Annotated in this window: 14 protein-coding genes; 7 read left to right on the forward strand and 7 right to left on the reverse strand. The window is 46.1% G+C overall.

Translation table 11 applies throughout. The annotated features are described in order from the left end of the window. Window positions 1-102 precede the first annotated feature (102 nt). Window positions 103-1500 (forward strand): hypothetical protein, encoded by a 1398-nt coding sequence (locus F0261_RS06865; RefSeq protein ID WP_171337541.1) that lies wholly within the window; start codon window positions 103-105, stop codon window positions 1498-1500. Window position 1501: 1 nt separating this feature from the next. On the opposite strand, the gene F0261_RS06870 is transcribed toward F0261_RS06865, so the two are convergent. After that, a complete protein-coding gene (locus F0261_RS06870) occupies window positions 1502-2293 on the reverse strand; it encodes a DUF4019 domain-containing protein (RefSeq protein WP_171337542.1) in 792 nt (263 codons plus the stop codon). A 329-nt stretch (window positions 2294-2622) separates the two neighbouring features. Between F0261_RS06870 and rapA the strand changes: the two genes are divergently transcribed. The 6 genes from rapA (at window position 2623) to F0261_RS06900 (ending at window position 11433) form a co-directional block, all read left to right on the forward strand. After that, a complete protein-coding gene (gene rapA / locus F0261_RS06875; protein ID WP_171337543.1) occupies window positions 2623-5502 on the forward strand; it encodes an RNA polymerase-associated protein RapA in 2880 nt (959 codons plus the stop codon). Between the two features lie 49 nt (window positions 5503-5551). Continuing rightward, a complete protein-coding gene (gene rluA, locus F0261_RS06880) occupies window positions 5552-6268 on the forward strand; it encodes a bifunctional tRNA pseudouridine(32) synthase/23S rRNA pseudouridine(746) synthase RluA (protein WP_171337544.1) in 717 nt (238 codons plus the stop codon). 149 nt (window positions 6269-6417) lie between these two features. Next, window positions 6418-7305, forward strand: coding sequence for a DUF3530 family protein (locus F0261_RS06885; protein WP_171337545.1), 888 nt, complete (start codon window positions 6418-6420; stop codon window positions 7303-7305). A 142-nt stretch (window positions 7306-7447) separates the two neighbouring features. Next, window positions 7448-7771, forward strand: coding sequence for a hypothetical protein (locus tag F0261_RS06890; RefSeq protein ID WP_014948188.1), 324 nt, complete (start codon window positions 7448-7450; stop codon window positions 7769-7771). 43 nt (window positions 7772-7814) lie between these two features. Further along, window positions 7815-9161, forward strand: a complete 1347-nt coding sequence (locus F0261_RS06895) for an MFS transporter (RefSeq protein WP_171337546.1) — start codon at window positions 7815-7817, stop codon at window positions 9159-9161. A gap of 79 nt (window positions 9162-9240) precedes the next feature. After that, a complete protein-coding gene (locus F0261_RS06900) occupies window positions 9241-11433 on the forward strand; it encodes a response regulator (RefSeq protein ID WP_216600739.1) in 2193 nt (730 codons plus the stop codon). Here F0261_RS06900 and F0261_RS06905 read toward each other — a convergent pair. The 6 genes from F0261_RS06905 to ptsP are packed head-to-tail and all read right to left on the reverse strand — an operon-like array spanning window position 11428 to window position 18254. After that, complete coding sequence (locus F0261_RS06905) at window positions 11428-12417, reverse strand: sensor domain-containing diguanylate cyclase (RefSeq protein WP_014978257.1); 990 nt, start codon at window positions 12415-12417, stop codon at window positions 11428-11430. The genes F0261_RS06900 and F0261_RS06905 overlap by 6 nt on opposite strands. Next, window positions 12414-13484, reverse strand: coding sequence for a response regulator (locus F0261_RS06910; protein ID WP_039224447.1), 1071 nt, complete (start codon window positions 13482-13484; stop codon window positions 12414-12416). The genes F0261_RS06905 and F0261_RS06910 overlap by 4 nt, the downstream gene beginning before the upstream one ends. A 9-nt stretch (window positions 13485-13493) precedes the next feature. Then, the gene (locus tag F0261_RS06915; RefSeq protein WP_014948183.1) at window positions 13494-14327 is read right to left on the reverse strand and encodes a thymidylate synthase; all 834 of its coding nucleotides are present in this window, start codon (window positions 14325-14327) and stop codon (window positions 13494-13496) included. A gap of 8 nt (window positions 14328-14335) precedes the next feature. Further along, window positions 14336-15148 (reverse strand): prolipoprotein diacylglyceryl transferase, encoded by an 813-nt coding sequence (gene lgt, locus F0261_RS06920; RefSeq protein WP_014978255.1) that lies wholly within the window; start codon window positions 15146-15148, stop codon window positions 14336-14338. 4 nt (window positions 15149-15152) lie between these two features. Then, window positions 15153-15959, reverse strand: a complete 807-nt coding sequence (locus F0261_RS06925; protein ID WP_014975612.1) for a sulfite exporter TauE/SafE family protein — start codon at window positions 15957-15959, stop codon at window positions 15153-15155. Window positions 15960-15962: 3 nt separating this feature from the next. Continuing rightward, window positions 15963-18254: a phosphoenolpyruvate--protein phosphotransferase gene (gene ptsP, locus F0261_RS06930; RefSeq protein WP_039224899.1), complete on the reverse strand. Its 2292-nt coding sequence runs from the start codon at window positions 18252-18254 to the stop codon at window positions 15963-15965. Between the last annotated feature and the right edge of the window lie 84 nt (window positions 18255-18338).

An 18338-nucleotide genomic window follows, 5' to 3' on the forward strand; every position in this document is an offset into this window, starting at 1 on the left:
ATTTGTTGAAGCGGTGAATTAAACACGGGTGCTAACCCAATGCCACAACACCTCAATAAAGTGGATGCGTTTAAATTAATAACACTCAGGGAAAGATCAGCTATGAATTGGCTTAACATCACAAAAATAAAAACGGCCATAAGCGTGACGTTAGCGCTACTGGCGTGCTTTAACGTTGAAATTGCATGGGCGAATAGCCAAGCGCTCAATGATTCTTCCCCTTCTACTATTCTAATCAAGGTTGAGAAAAGCACGGCTGACACGTCTGAAAAATGGGTAGTCACCTACACATTGACTACGCCAGCCAAAACGCTGGCTTTTGTTAGAAACCCAGATACATCAAGAACAACACGTTGGTTCGCGCAAGACAACGACATAGAAATCGTCTTTGATAACGTCAAACACCAAGAACTTGTACGTTCGAAGTCAGGCAAGCCCCTCTCTACCGTGTCATTTTTACTGACGCCCACCTATAAACACCTGGGTAAAGATTACGCACCATTTTCTCCTTTTTCTGATGGTGGAAATGCCTTTCACTCTGGGCGACTGTTTGCTTGTGCTAATACCTGTACTGAAGAAGATAATAAATGGCACCTGACACTCAATGTTCCCAGTGATGAACACATATTGTTGAATGGCAAAGTAATGAAAAGCAGCGTGTCGTGGACAGATAACAATGATGGAAGAGTCGTGTATGTGGGTAAGCAACAGCCAATTATTACCGATGATGTGGTTGCCCTAATTGATCCCGGGCTTCCTGAAAGCATTAAAGCTTCGCTAGAAGAAAATATACCCAACATGATGGCGTTTTTCTCCCATTCTCTTAATCCGCTTAAGGGCGAAAAGCCCATGTTATTTGCCTCTTATGCAAACGTAGACGATCACTCTACACAAGGTGGAACACTACCTAACCAGATATTTATGCATTGGAACAGACAAGACTTAAATGAGCAGGCGAATAACAGCAGCTTTGTTAACCAAACACTTTGGTTCTTTGCTCACGAAGTCGCCCATTTATATCAGCCTGGCAGTACCGAAGGTGTATCAGAGAACGAGGATCAGTCTTGGCTGCACGAGGGCAACGCCGACTACTTTGCGGCAATCGCCATGAACTTCCTCTACGAAGACGCCAATAGCTACGTTGAAAGCCGAATGACCCGCGCTTTCGAGAGCTGTACTGAAGGGCTGGCGCAGACAACGCTGGCTCGTGCTTTTAAAAACGGGCACTTCAATCTTTATTATTCTTGCGGAATGATAATGCACCGCGCCATCGATAGCGTGGTGCAACAAAAAACGTTAGGTGAAGAGTCGCTGTTCACCGTATGGAAGCGACTTCAAAAAGCAGTGAATAGTGGCATGCCGCCTGGCACAGCGACGTTCTTAACCTTGTTAGAACCCTACAATGCACCTGAACTTATCAAAGCCATCAACAATGCAACGAGCGATGATGCTTTCAAAGCCATTCAAGGAATTGAAACTTTGTACCAGTTACCTGAGTAGGCTACTTAATGAAGTAGCCTATTGCTTTATATTCGCCATCAACTTCCACCATAGAAAGGGTCTCTACTTTCATTGTGGTCTGGGAATCAAAGTCAGTGGTGAACGACAAAATTAGGTAGTTTCCTTTAGGCAATCCAGGCAGTGAAGTTGGCGCTTGTGCTAACGCGATTTCCCTCGACTTGGCTGCCCCCAATGGCTCCCTGACTAGCTGCATCGCCTCAGTCCATTTAGCTATTGAAATACCGCTTCTAAAAATAGCCCCACTCTCTTTCCAGCTTTGTTCATATTCACCGCTGTCGATAAGTTCCAGCCAACTTGTTGCATCTTCAAGGACTTCGCTACTGACATTAACTGGCTTGCCAGCTTCAATTACTTGGTTGCTACCATTGTTCGCATTGACCGTTTGCGCATAATAAATAGCAGCAAACAAACTGATGGCGAGCGCTAGCGTGATCCAAAAAACATGTTGGGGATTCAACGACGTTGGCCGGTCACCCTGCAGCTTAATTGAATGATGAGCTGCGGCATTCTCGCCCGCAGTAGAAGTTTGCGAGGTTGGCTGCCCTTGAGCATGACTTGTAGTGGCGTGGGTTTCACCCATTAAAAGCGCATCGGGCGTCGTTTCGAAAACTGAAGCAAGTGCGCCTATTGAATCGTGTGATGCAGATTGTGTTTTCTCAATTCGCTGAATAGTACGCAAACTCAATCCAGACACATCTGCCAGATGCTGCTGACTCCATGCCCTAGCATTGCGAAGTTGTATAAGCTTTTGACTGTCTACTTTCATATCCATCTCGCGCTTCCTCCTGTTAGCTGCGATTCACATACGTTAAAAACGTAACGCGGTTAACAGTAAGAAATATCCATGGTCAGTTATACGACAGTTTTACGCCAACCCTGTGACAAAGCAAGCCTGATGGGCACGTCAACGTTCTTATTCTTTTGCTACCAGCATTCTCGTTGTGAAGCAAAGAAGGCCTACTAGTGCTAATCGTCTTGTTAACGCAGGGCACAGGTACTCAATCCCCCCACCTGCAACCGCAAATCAAATGAGCTAGTATTAATGACTTATCACAACGCAATGCGTACAATACCGCCCCCCGAAAAATAGGTTGGTGATTTATGAGTTCAGATAGTCAATTTTCAGTTGGTCAGCGTTGGTTAAGCAACACAGAAATAGAGCTGGGGTTAGGTGTCGTTATTGGTAGCGACTTCCGTTCTGTCGAAGTGTTGTATCCAGCAACAGGCGAAGCGCGAAAGTATACTAAGCAAGATGCGCCGCTTACGCGACTAATTTTTGAAATTGGCGAAACGGTCAAAAGCCAAGACGGCTGGGAAATGACCATTACTGAAAAAGAAGAAAGCCAAGATCTTTTCATCTATCACGGGCTTCGCGAAGACACCAAAGCGCAAGCGCGATTACCTGAAACCATGCTAGACAGCCATATTCGCTTGAACCAACCTGAAAAGCGCCTGTTCAGTCAGCAATTAGACAACCCTAAATGGTTCGATTTGCGCGAGCGTGCTTTAGATCATCAATACGATTACTTACGTTCAAACACCATTGGTCTTGCAGGTGCGCGCATATCGCTTATTCCGCACCAACTCCACATTGCGTCAGAGGTAGGCGGCAGACACGCACCTCGCGTATTACTTGCCGATGAAGTAGGTCTTGGTAAAACCATTGAAGCCGCGTTGATTATTCACCAGCAGCTTAAAACAGGTCGCGCAGAGCGCGTGCTTATTTTGGTTCCAGACTCGCTCATGCACCAATGGTTAGTTGAAATGCTTCGCCGCGTTAACCTTCCTTTTGCCATTTACGATGAAAGTCGCTGCGAAGCCATAGAAAAGAGCGAAGGCTTAGAGAAGAGCGAAGGCTTACAAGATGACGAAACGTCTGGCGCGAGCGCTGTGAATCCATTTGAAAACGACCAGCTGGTACTTTGCAGTATCGACTTCCTAAGCAAGAGCGAAAAACGCCAGCAGCAAATTCAAGCTGCAGGATGGGATTTAATGGTTGTCGATGAAGCCCATCACCTTGCGTGGTCAAGTGAGGCTCCCTCTGCCGAATACTTGTGTGTGGAAGCGCTGGCAAACCAAACGCCAGGCGTATTACTGCTTACCGCAACGCCTGATCAACTTGGTCACGAAAGCCACTTTGCCCGCTTGCGCCTGCTCGACCCGGCTCGCTTCCATAGCTACGATGCATTCTTAGATGAAGAATCGAAATACAGCCAACTGGCCGATGCAGTAGCGCCATTACTTTCAGACGCCGAGCCTAACGACAAACAACGCAGCAAACTCGCAGAATTCGCGCCTGACGTAATGGAACATGCGGGTGATTTAAGCTCGCCGGAAAATCGCCATGCGCTGCTGCACCAACTTATCGATTGTCACGGCACAGGCCGTATGCTGTTTAGAAACCGCCGCGCCAATATCGAAGGCTTTCCGATGCGTAAATTAAGCGCTTACGAACTGGCTTTGCCTGAGGTTTATTCAGATGCCGTGAGCGGCGGCGACTTAACCTATTCACTGTATCCTGAACGTATGGCAAGCGTGGTTAACAGCTGGACCAAGCAAGACCCGCGCGTTGAATGGCTGCTTGATTTCATGCAAAGCGTTAAGCCAGAAAAGATTCTGCTTATTTGCGCAAGCGCCCGTACAGCGCAAGAGTTAGGTGAGGTTATTCGCACGCAAACCGGTATTCGCCACAGTGTATTCCACGAAGGCATGAGCATTGTGGAGCGCGACAAAGCGGCCCATTACTTTGCCGATGAGGAAGACGGCGCACAAATTCTATTATGTAGTGAAATAGGAAGTGAAGGACGTAACTTCCAGTTTGCACACCACTTGGTGCTGTTCGATTTACCTATTACGCCTGACCTGCTGGAACAGCGTATTGGTCGTCTTGACCGTATTGGACAAACCCAAACCGTACAAATTCACGTGCCATATTTGGCGAAAACCGCGCAGCACGTATTACTAGATTGGTATCACGAAGGGCTTAATGCCTTCGAGAAAACCTGCCCTACGGGCTCTGGCGTGTTCGACGATGTTAAGCCTTTGCTTATTGGTGCGTGCTTACACCCTGACGATATGAGCGCGCGTGACGAGCTAGTGAACATGAGTGTTACGCTTAATAGCCAGCTCGTAGCGCAGCTTGAAGCCGGTCGCGATCGTCTTCTTGAGCTTAATGCCTCGGGTGAAGGCCGCGTAGAACAACTGCTTGAAGACATTATTACCCTTGATAGCGAACAAGATTTGTCGCGCTTTATGGGTCGCGTTTTCGATGCTATCGGTGTTCAGCAGGATGAAAAAGGCAATGACTGCTTTATTCTTATGCCAACCGAGTCGATGGTGAGCCAGCTTCCAGGTCTTGACCCAGAAGGCATGACAGTCACTTACAAGCGCCGTGTTGCCACCACGCTAGAAAACGTGCAGTTTTTAAGCTGGGATCATCCACTTGTGCATACCGCCATGGACGTAGTACTCACCGACGTACACGGAAAGAGCAGCATGGGCTTCATTGCCGAGCCGTCTTTGCCAAAAGGCGCTTATTGGGTTGAGGCGTTGTTTGTGCTGCAAGCGCAAGCGCCTAAAGCGCTTCAGTTGGGTCGCTTCTTACCTCAAACGCCCGTGCGAGTGTGTTTAGATGCGCAAGGAAACCCGTCTGAATTGAGCTTCGACGTTAAGCGTAAAATTGGACGTAAGATCTCGGCTCAGCTTCTAAAAGCCTTGCAACAGCCGCTTGAGCTTGCCATTGAAAAGGCGCGTAAGCTTGCCCATCAGCAAGCTAACCAAAAGCAACACGACGCACTTAACAGCATGCACAGCACGCTTAACGAAGAAATACAGCGCTTGCGCGATCTTCAAAAGCGTAACCCAGCAGTACGTGACAGCGAAATTGAGTTTATTGAAACGCAAATGAACGCCCTTGATAAAGTTATTCAGGATGCAGATGTTCAGCTGGACGCCATTCGTATTGTGGTAAATAACCCGTAACCTCGAAAGGTTAAACATTCAAAAGCGACTGTGAAGTAACGAGTACATAATGGCGAACCCAAGTTTTGTTTATAACCCACCGATGACACCTTATCTTGATATTTTGTATCAAGATGAGGACATGGTGGTTGCGCATAAACCTAGCGGGCTATTGAGCGTTCCGGGCAAAGCATTGGAGCACCGCGACTCGCTAATTAGCCGGGTTAACCGAGTGTATCCCACCGCCACAGTAGTGCATCGCTTAGACATGGCGACCTCGGGTATTTTGGTGCTGGCGCTTAATAAAGACAGCCACCGCCATATCTCGAAACAATTTGAGTTACGTCAAACTAAAAAGCGCTACTTCGCCCGGGTTCATGGACATGTAGAACAAGACAGCGGAGAGGTTAACCTTCCCCTTATTTGCGACTGGCCAAACAGGCCAAAGCAAATGGTAGACTTCGAGCGCGGTAAAAAAGCCGTAACGCACTTTGACGTCATTGAGCGCACACTGGATGAAAAAGAGCGACCCTATTCTCTCGTTGCCCTTTATCCCATTACCGGTCGCTCTCACCAACTGCGAGTACATATGCTTGCTTTGGGTCACCCTATTTTGGGAGATAGACTCTATGCGCATGAAGAAGCGTTATCCATGGCGCCTCGTTTACAGCTTCATGCTGAAAGCTTGAGTCTTTCGCACCCGACACTTGGGCATTGGCTGCACTTTAATGTCGCCATCCCTTTTAGTCCGTTTTGCCCAAAGCCGCTCTCAGAAAGTTGTGAGTAGCGTTTTAACGCTATTCAACTTTATCAATAGACTCCATTTTAGTTTTAACGCACCCTGCCGATAACCTTCGTATACGCTTGATGTACGAATTAATTTGATGCTGTCCAGGCTGAATAGATCCAGATTAAGGTAAAGGCAAACCACATTTTATGAAAAGGCACGCTCTCCTTTTAACATTTGCTGTTATTGTTTCGCTATTGCCTATGACAGCTCACTGTGACTTTTTCACAGATGTTAGTCACGCCTATCTGCCTGGAGAAGTGAAACCTTTGATGATTGGAGAAGTTGAATCCCCAATTATTGAAATTGAAGCGCAAACACCATTACCTTTGGGTGTGGCTATCATACTCACCGAGCCTTTTCCCTCTAGCCTTACGCTCGCGCAGGGAAATAGCCTTGCCAACATGCTTGCTGAAAAAGGCTGGAATGTGGTGATAAGTCCGTTTAATTTGCCGGTCAATGTCACTTCCCAGCAGAACCTACCTGCTGAATCTACAAACACCGACATATCAGACGCTGAAACTACGTCTATGTCAGCCCAAAATATCCACCCCAGAAGTAATCAACTTACGCAGTATCTCAATTTTGAATCAGCAACTTCAGCGCTGAGTTTACAACTCAATGCATTGAATAATTATTTACAAGACAATTCAGGCTACCGTATGGTCATTGCACAAGGCATGCTGGCCACAACTTACTTGTCCGTCGTAGAGCAACAGCCTCAACTTCATCCAGACACTTTCGTAGCCATTTCACCTTTTTGGCCAGAAGAATCAACGAACACATTAGTTATAGATAATATAGCGCAGTCCAGCTTTCCAATATTGGATCTGTCACTAAGTGGATTTAACGACTGGGCGAACAGTACCACGCAAAAGCGAAAGATTAGCGCAAAAAACGCACTAAAGATGCACTATCGACAAATAATTATTCCCAGCAATTTATTAGCCTTTAGTATAAAGGAGTTTCAGAAATCCCCTCATATTCAGATAGTTGCAAATAGCACTATTGGTTGGACTCGCCACCTAGGCTGGTAATTCGATAATTAACCGATTACGCTAAATTAGTATCCAAAACAATTACCTAAATTTAATGGTGTAAATAGCAAGCCTCTGTCCTAAGCAGTAAGATTGTTATGAACTATAATACTTTTAGCAAACATAAACGGTTGAGTTACTTGTGAGTGTTCAAGATTTCGTAGATAACAAAGCAAAGCAGCTGTGTTTCTATTTGAGAGCATTTTGGCAAGGAGAGCTTCCTATCGAGGAGATCGAGCTATTCTTTTGGGATAGTATGGAAGAATGGGGGCAAATTGATTACACCTTAACGCAGCCCTACACACAAAAAGAACGAGTTTTTTGGCATTTACTTCACCAAGTGCATTATTGGAATGAAGACAAGCTAATTAACGACCAGTTTCTTGTAGATGAACTAAATAACTGCGTGAATTTCCTTGAAGGTTTGGGTCATTGCCCACTCGACTGCGTAGGCATTCGTCCATAGTAAAACTTTCACTTCAACGCGTTATTGCTTCTCACTGTGGTTCATGGCTCAATATGCTTTTGTATTCTTGCCTAAGGCCGCAGTTTTGCTCAACGCTTTAAAAACGTTTAACGACAAACGATACCTCAGTATATTTCTTTTCGGCATTTCCAGTGGCTTCCCTTGGATCATGATTGGTTCAGTGCTATCTGCTTGGCTCAAAGATGAAGGTTTGTCTCGCTCGGCCATCGGCTTATTCGGCATTATTTTCGCGACATACTCTTTTAATTTCCTCTGGTCTCCGCTTGTCGACAAAATCAAGCCCCCACTATTAGGTCAACGACGAGGTTGGATTTTCGCTATGCAAGGCTGTGTAGTTTTGCTGTGTTTAGTGATGTCTCAACTCACTGCAGACCAAGATTTGTTTTATGTTGCATTAGTCGGTTTGCTTATTGCTATTGCCTCAGCCACGCAAGATATCGCCATCGATGGTTTTCGCATTGACTGTATTGCCCAAGACGACAAAGACGGCATGTCAGCTGCGTCTTCAGTAGCCACCGCTGGCTGGTGGACAGGTTATGGCGGGCTTGGTGCTATCCCGTTCTTCTTGGCTGACATGACATCTTGGACTTGGCCAAACATTTATCTTTTACTCGGTGCTCTCATGGCTTTATTAATGTGCGCCACGTATTTAGCGAACGAGCCACAAATTGACCGCGAAGCCTTGCTTGAAAAGATAACAGCCAAAGATACAAAGCAGTCTCCCGTTTTTCACTGGATACAAACTACTCTGGTCACGCCATTCGCCGAATTTTTCAATCGAAACGGCGTTAAATTAGCGGCGTCGTTTTTACTGTTTATCTTTCTATTTAAAATCGGTGAAGCCTTTCTAGGCCGCATGAGTATCGTGTTTTATAAAGAAATTGGCTTTTCTAATAGCGATATCGCTACTTACTCAAAATTGCTCAACTGGTGGGTAACCATCGTGTTTTCACTGTTAGGTGGATTGGTTAACATTCGCTACGGTATTTACCGCGGATTAATGATTGCGGGTGTGGCCATGGCCGCGTCTAATTTACTATTTGCACTGATCGCGCAAACAGGCCCTTCCACATCTCTTTTAGCCATAACCGTTATTGTCGATGGCTTTACAGGGGCTTGGAGCACCGTTGCCATGGTCGCGTTTATCTCACTATTGTGTAATCGGGCGTTTAGTGCAACCCAATACGCACTCATGGCCTCCCTGAGTGTTGCGGGCAGAACCTTGGTCGCTTCTAGCAGCGGCTTTGTTGTAGATAGTCTTGAAGGCAATTGGAGCTTGTTCTTTATTCTCACAGCAGTCATGGTAATTCCCAGCCTTTGCTTTTTGTATTCAATTAGGCACCACATAAAGCGCGTTGAGTCACCGTAATTTTTTTCTACTTCCTTGCAAGTTAGCGTTAGTTGCCTACATTTAAGGTAGGTATCTCTACCGCATATTACTTGCAAGGATGAACGTGAGCTCAAACCAGGCTGGCCAGTCGCAGCGCAAATCATCATTAATTTCGCGGACATTCACTTTTTCAAAAGTGAGTGTTACAGCACTGTTGATCGCTATGGTTGTTATTGCGGTTTTAATCACGCTGATGAGCAAGCAACAAGCACTCATAACAGCCTTAAAGCAGCAGAGTTATTTAGAGGATAATATTCTTGCCACTGAGTCTAGTATCAATCAATTTACGTTTCGGATGGCGAGCAGCGCGTTTTCTGGACCCGCGAATTACACTATTTTAAAGCGCGAGCTACAGGTCACCGTTCAAGGTATATCTGAATACCTTCGCAGTAGTGCAGGCCAAGCAATCTCGCCCACAGTCTTATCCGAAAGAGACTTTGCAATAGCAAAAGAAGGATTGAATAGCGCGTCTGCACGGCAGGTCGCGCAAACCACACTAGATTTACTTCATACTCTTATTGAGTTGCCGATAGCCGACGCAACTCAACGTATTCAACAGCAATTTAGCCTGCTGCCTATGGTCAATGCCATGCAGGCGGAAGAAAACGCGTTGTTACTGCGTATTCAGGCGTTGCGCAATAAGATGCTTCTCACTACTATTTTGGGCGCAGTCGTCATTGTACTTTGGTATTTTATCGCATGGCTTTTTTACAAAAGTAACGCAAACAAATCGCCTAAAAAGTTTGGTAAATCGAAGTTGAGACTTGCCATGGTGGATGACGATAGAGATTTGCAAAACAAAGAGTTTTTGCAGCTGATTAGCCATGAATTCAGAGCGCCAATAAGTGCAATTATCAGTGCTCTTGAACTTATTCCTAACATGGAAGAGCAGCGCACCAGACTAATTCAGCAGGCTGAACAATCCAGCTATCGACTTCTTAATCTTACCAACAACCTTACCGATGTATTAACCAATAACACTGAAGACGACCTGCACTTTTCAGATGTCGACCTAATCAGCTTGCTCGACGAATGTATCTCGCCGTTTTCTGTACGCGTAAAAGACAAAAAAATCGAATTTAATATGCACTGTAGTCACAGTGTGCCCCATTACGCAGAAACGGATCCTGTCGCCCTTTCTAAAGTGGTAGTTAACATTCTTGATAACGCCGTTAAATTTACGGCTAATGGACTGATCGACGTCACCGTTACAACCTTGGTGAAAAACCAAGGGATTTTTCTCGTTATTATAATTAGTGATACTGGAATAGGAATTGATGAGGCGACGCAAAAACGCATGTTTGAACGCTTCTATCGCGGCGAACACTCAACTGGCCAACGTTTCCCGGGTGCAGGGATTGGCTTGTCTGTAGCTAAACGCAGCGTTGATAAGCTGGGCGGTGCACTACAGGTAACCAGTACAGTTGGAGTGGGTACAGAGTTTAAAATTTTACTGCCTCTGAAACCTATTGAGGATCTTCCCGCTACAAATTCAGCACCGTCTAATGCGACCTTCGCCGTAGTTGACGATTTAGAGATATCTAGGCTGCATTTACAATCAATTATTACCAAAGAGGGCTTTAGCGCACGCACGTTTTCATCTGGTGCGAACTTGCTCAATCTGCACGAAGAAATACTCCAGTTTTCAGGCATTATTGCCGATTTGTATATGCCGGGCATGAATGGTCTTGAACTAGTGAGGACGCTTAAGGCGATTTTTGGTGAACGGGTACCGCCCGTTATTGTGCTGTCAGCAACCCCAGATATTGCCAACATTATTGCAAACAGTGAACTGCCCATCTATCAAAGTTTTGTTAAACCCATCGATAGAAACCGCTTTGTAGATGCGCTCCATCACCTTACAGCAAGTAACGCAAGAGTTGTTGAAACAACAAAAAAGGCCAACGTGTTACTGGTAGAAGACGAGCCCATTAATGCAGAAATGGTGGAGTATATGCTTCAATGTATGGGCCACGAAGTTACTGTGAGTTACACCGGTGACGACGCTATTATTAGAGTGAGTGAAAATGCGTTTGACTGTGTGCTGTTGGATATCAACTTACCAGATATGAATGGTTTGGAAGTCGCTAAAATAATGAAAGAAGGTCACCCTGACCTTCCAATCATCGCCCTTACGGCCAATGCCCACAGAAGCGATAAAGAAGCGTCGCTGCAGGCAGGTATTCGATACCACTTAGTGAAGCCTGTCACCTTTCAAGAGCTCAAAAACACCCTACGCCTAGCACTATAACGCGCCAGGCGCTGCATAAATGCGATATTGATTTCGGCCGTTTTCTTTTGCTTCATAAAGCGCCTGATCGGCACACTCAAGCCATGCCATCGCTCCTTTAAAGTCAGGAGAGAATTGTGCAAGGCCTAAACTAACAGTGAAACTTATTGACTCACCTTCGTGTTCTACCACTAAACGCTGTGCTAATTGTCGGATACGTTCGGCCACTATCTTGGCATCTTCAACCGAAGAGTCATTCAGAATAATGGCAAATTCCTCGCCGCCGTAGCGCCCTGCAAGGTCGGTTTCCCGCACACAGCGCTTAATCAGCGCTGCTAACATCTTAATCACCTTATCCCCTGCCTGATGACCATAAGTATCGTTAATGCGTTTGAAATGGTCGATATCGAGCATAAGCGCAGTACTTGGCTTTTCTCGGCGCACACAAAGTTTGTGCATCTCATCAAAGCGTTCCTGCCAGTAGCGACGATTATATAGCCCAGTTAGACCGTCCACGCGGCTCGCAGTTTTCAACTCTTCGTTAAGATGCTCCATTCCACGCTTACCGAGCGCCTGCTCAGTGACATCGTAAACAAGCATACAAAACCGCTCTACGTTGCCGCGCTTATCAACAATAGGGAACATGGTCACATTTTGGTACATGAACTCTGCAGCGCTGGTTACAGGGCGATTACAACCAAACTTAAACAAGTAAGGACGCTGCTCCCAAATAATAAACACCGGGCTCTTCAAATTGAACACAGGGTCAACTTTGGTTCTCAGCCATTTTTCTTCTATTTCCGGGAAATGAGAAAAAAGACTGTGCCCAATGATTGCTTCCGCTTTCTTTGCACCGTGGTTTTCAAGAAACTTGTTCCACACTTGAACCTTGAAGTTGCGGTCTAGCACTGCTATGCCCACTTCAATGGAATCGAGAAGCTCTGCGGGTACTTGAGAAGAATTAACTAAAGCACCGGTGGAAAGTGCGTCTGTAGATGCATTCATAGACTTTCCTTGTCTTGTGTCACAGCGTCATCATCGAGCAGCCGAGAATAGATATGGTTCATGGCATCACCAGGAAATAGCAACAGCAGGTCAAAGGAAATATCTCTGGCCTTAATGGCATAACCTATTTCGATAGCCATGAGCTTGCCCCAACGCTGCACGTTATCACTTAAAAGCGTTGATAGTCCTTGGTGCTGCCCCAGTAACACCGGATGCGTGTGGCTAAAGGCGACATTTAACTGCTCTGACAAACCGTTTAAACAGGCCCCGATAAGAATATTGGAAACATCCATTAGTGCTTCTAGCGCTAGTTTGTCGGAGGAAGCCGACGGCGGATACTTTAATAGTTCAACGATGTTTTGAGAGTTTGTGTCGTTAAAAATAACCAGCGCTTCGCCGCTTATACCTTCACTAATAAAGCCTTTTGAAACTGCCGACACGCTGTCGTTACGGTTAATTTCCGCAACCGCCATAGACAGTTCGTTGCTTTCAATTAAGTTGACGTTTGGGATAGGCAAATCAATAAACTCGCCTAGCAGTTGAGCAAGATTCTCACCCGCACGCCCCATGGCAATATTGACCATTTCACGGCATGCGTCTAATTGATCTTCTTTACTCATCTGGCGCTTGGCTAAAACGGCATTTGAGTCGCTATCGTCTTGCGCTTTTTGTAAGCTCGCGCCAGAAGAATGCGTCTCGCCACTGTAAATCCCGTAAGAGGCTAGGATGTGGCTGAGTTTTTCGTTATCAATTGGCTTTCTTATGAAATCCAGGGCACCAAGAGCGAGCATTTTTTCTCGCGCTTGCGCTTGTACATCACCGGAAACGACAACCACCAAGCAAGGAAGATCCTGTTGGCGAATGGCTTCCATGGTTTGATAACCGTCCATTACCGGCATGTTTAAGTCGAGAAACACCACATCGCCTTTGCCTTCGCGAACAAGCGCGAGGGCTTGCTCACCATTCTCAGCAAACGAAATATCCACGTCCCACCCATCAGGTAAACTGCGCGCCATCTGGCGCCTTGCGAAACCTGAGTCGTCGCATATCAATATAGGAGTACTCATGGTAACTCCTTATATGGCAACAGGGGCTTTAATGTGTGGGTGTGACTGGTAATTTTTAAGCGTAAAGTCGTCGAAGGAAAACCCGAAGATATCTTTCACCTCAGGATTAATTTCCATAGTTGGGCGCTCGAAAGGCTCACGACTTAGCTGCAACTCTACCTGTTCAAGATGATTTGAATACAAATGCGCATCGCCTAGCGTATGAATAAAATCGCCGGGCTCTAAATCACACACTTGCGCCATCATCATGGTCAGTAAAGCATAACTTGCGATATTGAACGGAACGCCCAAGAAAATATCGCCGCTTCGCTGGTAAAGCTGGCAGCTAAGCTTACCGTCTAATACATAAAATTGGAAAAGTGTATGGCAAGGTGGCAATGCTTGTTTGCCCATCGCTGCATTTTCTTTAGGAGAATAATTGGTATCAGGGAGCACTGCAGGGTTCCAGCCGCTAACGATAAGTCGACGAGAATCTGGATTGTTTTTGATTTGCTCAACCACTTCGGCAATCTGGTCTACCGATGTGCCATCACCGCGATCCCAACTGCGCCACTGATGTCCATAAACCGGACCAAGCTCGCCTTCTTCGGTAGCCCACTCATCCCAAATACTCACACCGTGCTCTTTCAAATAAGCGATGTTCGTCTCGCCTTTAAGAAACCAAAGTAGTTCGTGAATAATGGATTTAAGGTGACACTTCTTTGTTGTCACCAAGGGGAAACCTTCCTGTAGATTAAAACGCATCTGATAGCCGAATACACTTAACGTACCTGTACCAGTTCGATCTTCCTTTTTCACACCCGTATCACGTACATGGCGCATTAGAGCGAGATATTCTTTCATCGTTATTCTTATATTTTTTGCTGTTCAACATGGTCTTTTCCGCGCATGTAAGCACGGACTATTAATCCTATTCCTAAAGCTATCATAGGTAAACAAAGAAGTTGCCCTTGGCTTAGTCCCATTTGATATAAGCCAATATGTGCGTCGGGCTCTCTGAAGTATTCAACGATAAACCGGAAGGTGCCGTAACCAAGTAAGAACAAGCCGCTGACCGCCCCTACTGGACGCTTTTTGGCAGAATATAGCCATAGGATAATAAAGAGTAGTACGCCTTCAAGCGCAAACTCGTAAAGCTGTGATGGATGACGAGGGATATTACCCGCGTTAGGGAAAATGACCGCCCAAGGCACATCGGTGCTACGCCCCCAAAGTTCAGCGTTTAAGAAGTTACCTATGCGTCCGGCACCCAAGCCAATGGGTACTAACGGGGCAACAAAGTCGCCTAGTCGAAGGAAGGTCGTGTTCATACACTTGGCGCGCCAGAATAAGGCTGTTAGCACCCCTAAAAGCCCGCCGTGGAAGGACATTCCACCAGCCCAAATTTTGAATAAGTACAAGGGATCGTCGAGGAACATACCAAACTGGTAGAAAAGCACATAGCCTATTCGTCCGCCTAATATTACGCCTACGAAGCTCCAGAAAAGCAGATCGCTTAATTGCTCACGGCTCCAGTTGGTTTGTGAAAGACGCTTTTGTGCCAATAGGTAAGCGGCGATAAAGCCCACCAAATACATAAGGCCGTACCAGCGGACACTTAACGGACCGACACTGAAGATAACGGGGTCGATACTGGGAAATACCAGATAACTGCTCTGTTCCATTACTTTATTCAATTCCTAAAATCATTCTAATGCTCACCAACACGAGTAAGCACGCCAACATCGCTTTTAACACACGAACATTTACTCGCTGCCCAAGCTTTGCACCTATGTTTGCGGTAAACATAGAGGTGGCAACAATACCAGCTGTTGCCGGTAAATACACATAACCTAAACTATGTTCTGGTACATCTATCGCATTGTAACCGGCCACGATAAAGCTCGTGGTACCAAAAACGGCAATAATAAGTCCGCAAAAGGCAGCACAGCCAATTGCCGCGCGTACATTAACACGAAACCATACCAGCGCAGGTACCAATAATGCACCGCCACCAATACCCATAAGTGCACTTAGTAAGCCAGCTCCACCACCAACAGTCGCAAGCGTACCTTTTGATGCGTCATTTTCTGAGGCTTTTTGCTTACCAAATATCATCTGCATCGCAATTAAAATAACCAGCACCGCAAACACATCTTTAAGCAGTTCACCAGAAATATGGCTTGCTACCTGAGCTCCGGCAAATGCGCCAAAAGCAATACCTAAGCCTGTGTAAAGCACAACATGCCTTTGAATATTACCCAGTTTGTAATGCGCGAAGGCCGACGACATTCCTGTGAATATGATGGTAGATAATGAGGTAGCGATAGCGACAGGCATTACGGTTTCAGTGGTCATTCCCATGAAATGTATAAGCAAATACGACAACACAGGAACGATGATAAGCCCACCGCCAATGCCCAGCATACCCGCCAGAACACCTACCACAGAACCTAAAATAAGGCAGCTAAGAACTATTACAACTAATGGATCCATTCCTTAAGCACCTGCTCGGATAAGGCCTCCCAGGCCCTTGGTTTCAAGATATTGATTCAAGTGCACAAAAACTTCTTCTTGGCTAACAGAGGTGAGCGCCAATGACAGTAACTGCTTACATTCATCCAGCGTGACTTTTCTAATAAGCCAGTTTATTTTTCTTAAGTTAAAGCCGTTCATACTTAGGCGGCGATAACCCATTCCCATTAGCAGTAATGCTCCAGCTGGCTCACCTGCAATTTCACCGCAGATAGTTACGGGCACTTGATTTTGATTGGCTTTTTGAACCACGTCGTAAAGCGCCCCTAATACCGCAGGATGATAGCTATTGTAGAGCCCTGCCACCCGCGTATTGTTTCTATCCACCGCGAGCAGATATTGGGTCAGGTCGTTACTGCCTACCGAAAAGAAATCCACGTGCTTTGCTAATTGAGGTAGCTGATAAAGTACCGACGGGACTTCTAGCATAATACCTAACTTAGGCTTGGTTAACGTTTGTCCTGACTCTGCAATCTCATCACAAATTTCATAATATGCCTGATTAATTAGTCGCTTAGACTCCTGCACTTCAGATACGGTGGAGATCATTGGCAGCATAATTTGCAAATTGCTTAGGCCTACACTTGCACGCAGCATGGCGCGAACCTGAACCAAGAAAATTTCTGGATGATCAAGGGTTAGGCGGATGCCTCGCCACCCCAAGAATGGGTTTTCTTCATTAATTGGGAAGTACGGTAGTGGCTTATCGCCTCCTACGTCGAGAGTACGCATAGTGATAGGCAATGAAGGCGCGGCCTCAAGCACTTGGCGGTACAGCTTTACTTGCTCTTGTTCTGAAGGAAAACGCTCGCGTAACATAAAGGGGATCTCGGTGCGATAAAGCCCTACACCCGCGCCAATTTGTTCAGCGTTTAGCTCGACTTCAGCTGAAAGGCCAGCGTTGATATAAAGAGACATTCTACAGCCATCAACACTTTCGCAAGGTTTATCAGCCTCGGCGTCAATTTTCTCTGCGATGGCCGACTCTTCTTCAATGAGCTGTATAAATTCAGACTTGATGTTACGTTCAGGCGATACAATGACCTCGCCTGAATACCCATCAAGCAAAATCTCTTTGTCTTCGAGTAGTGCTGGCGTGACGTTTTGACAGCCCATCACTGCAGGCACGCCCATGGCTCTAGCCAATATTGCCGCGTGAGAGTTATTTGAACCGCGAATAGAAATAATGCCTTTTAGCTTCCCTCTTGGAAATTCGGCAAGCATAGGCGCTGAGACTTCATCAGCTACGAGAATACTGGCTTCGGTTATCGTTTTTTCAGTAACCTTTTTGCCATTCGCTTCATACAAAATGTTGGCAAGAATACGGTCGGATAAATCGACAATATCAATGGCGCGCTCTTGCATGTAAGGGTCGTCCATTGCCTGAAAGCGCGCGGCATAGCTTTCTACAACCATTTTCAATGAAGACGCCGCATCCCAACCTTGGCGAATTTTTTCTTCTACTTCCCGCCCAAGGCTGTTGGCATCTAGCAGATGATGATACAACTGAAAAATGGATTTAACATCGTCGGGAATGCCGTCATCTAACCGCTTCGATAACGCATCGACATGACCTCGCGTAACTTCAACCCCTTTGCGATAGAGTTGAATTTGATCTTGAGGAGATTGCGTGCGCTTTACGACCCAGTTTTTAAGGTTTATAGATTTGTCTGGAGACACTCCCTTGCCAATAGCAAGGCCTGGAGAACCCGCAATACCACGCACATTTTTTTGCCGCGCAGTATTGTCGTTCGAATTTGACAGCGTCAAAGCCCCGCGAATATCAGCATTGGTTATTTCTAACGCGAGCTGCGCAGCAAGGGTGACTAAAAATGCTTCTTCGTCTTCACTGAAGCGGCGCATTTGTGATTGCTGAAGGGTAATAACACCAAGCACACGCCGTTGGTTGATAATAGGCGTACCTAAAAAGGCGTTATAGTTTTCTTCCTGAACTTCGGGGTAATGTTTGAATCGAGGATGGCTATGAGCATTAACGATATTAAGAGGCTCTTCCCGCTGACCTACCAGCCCGATAAGCCCTTCTGAGAAGCCAATGCGTACCTGCTCGACTGCATCGGGATGCAGTCCGTCAGTGGCTTTAAGGATAAATTCTTGGGTGTCGTAATCGGCAAGATAAATAGAGCATGAATCGACATCTAGGGTCTGTTTAACCCGCGAGGCTAGCCTAAACAACGCCGTATCGAGAGCAGGAATTTGATTCATTTCCTGCACGATACGTTTTAACGTGGTTAACATTGTTCCTTGCTGGCTCTGAGGGCTCACCGGTTTTTCCTTTTTTACTCGCAGTTTACTCGCTGCTTACTCCGCACACCGCAATAT

It is taken from the genome of Alteromonas sp. 07-89-2, assembly GCF_013113925.1.
GTDB lineage: Bacteria > Pseudomonadota > Gammaproteobacteria > Enterobacterales > Alteromonadaceae > Alteromonas > Alteromonas macleodii.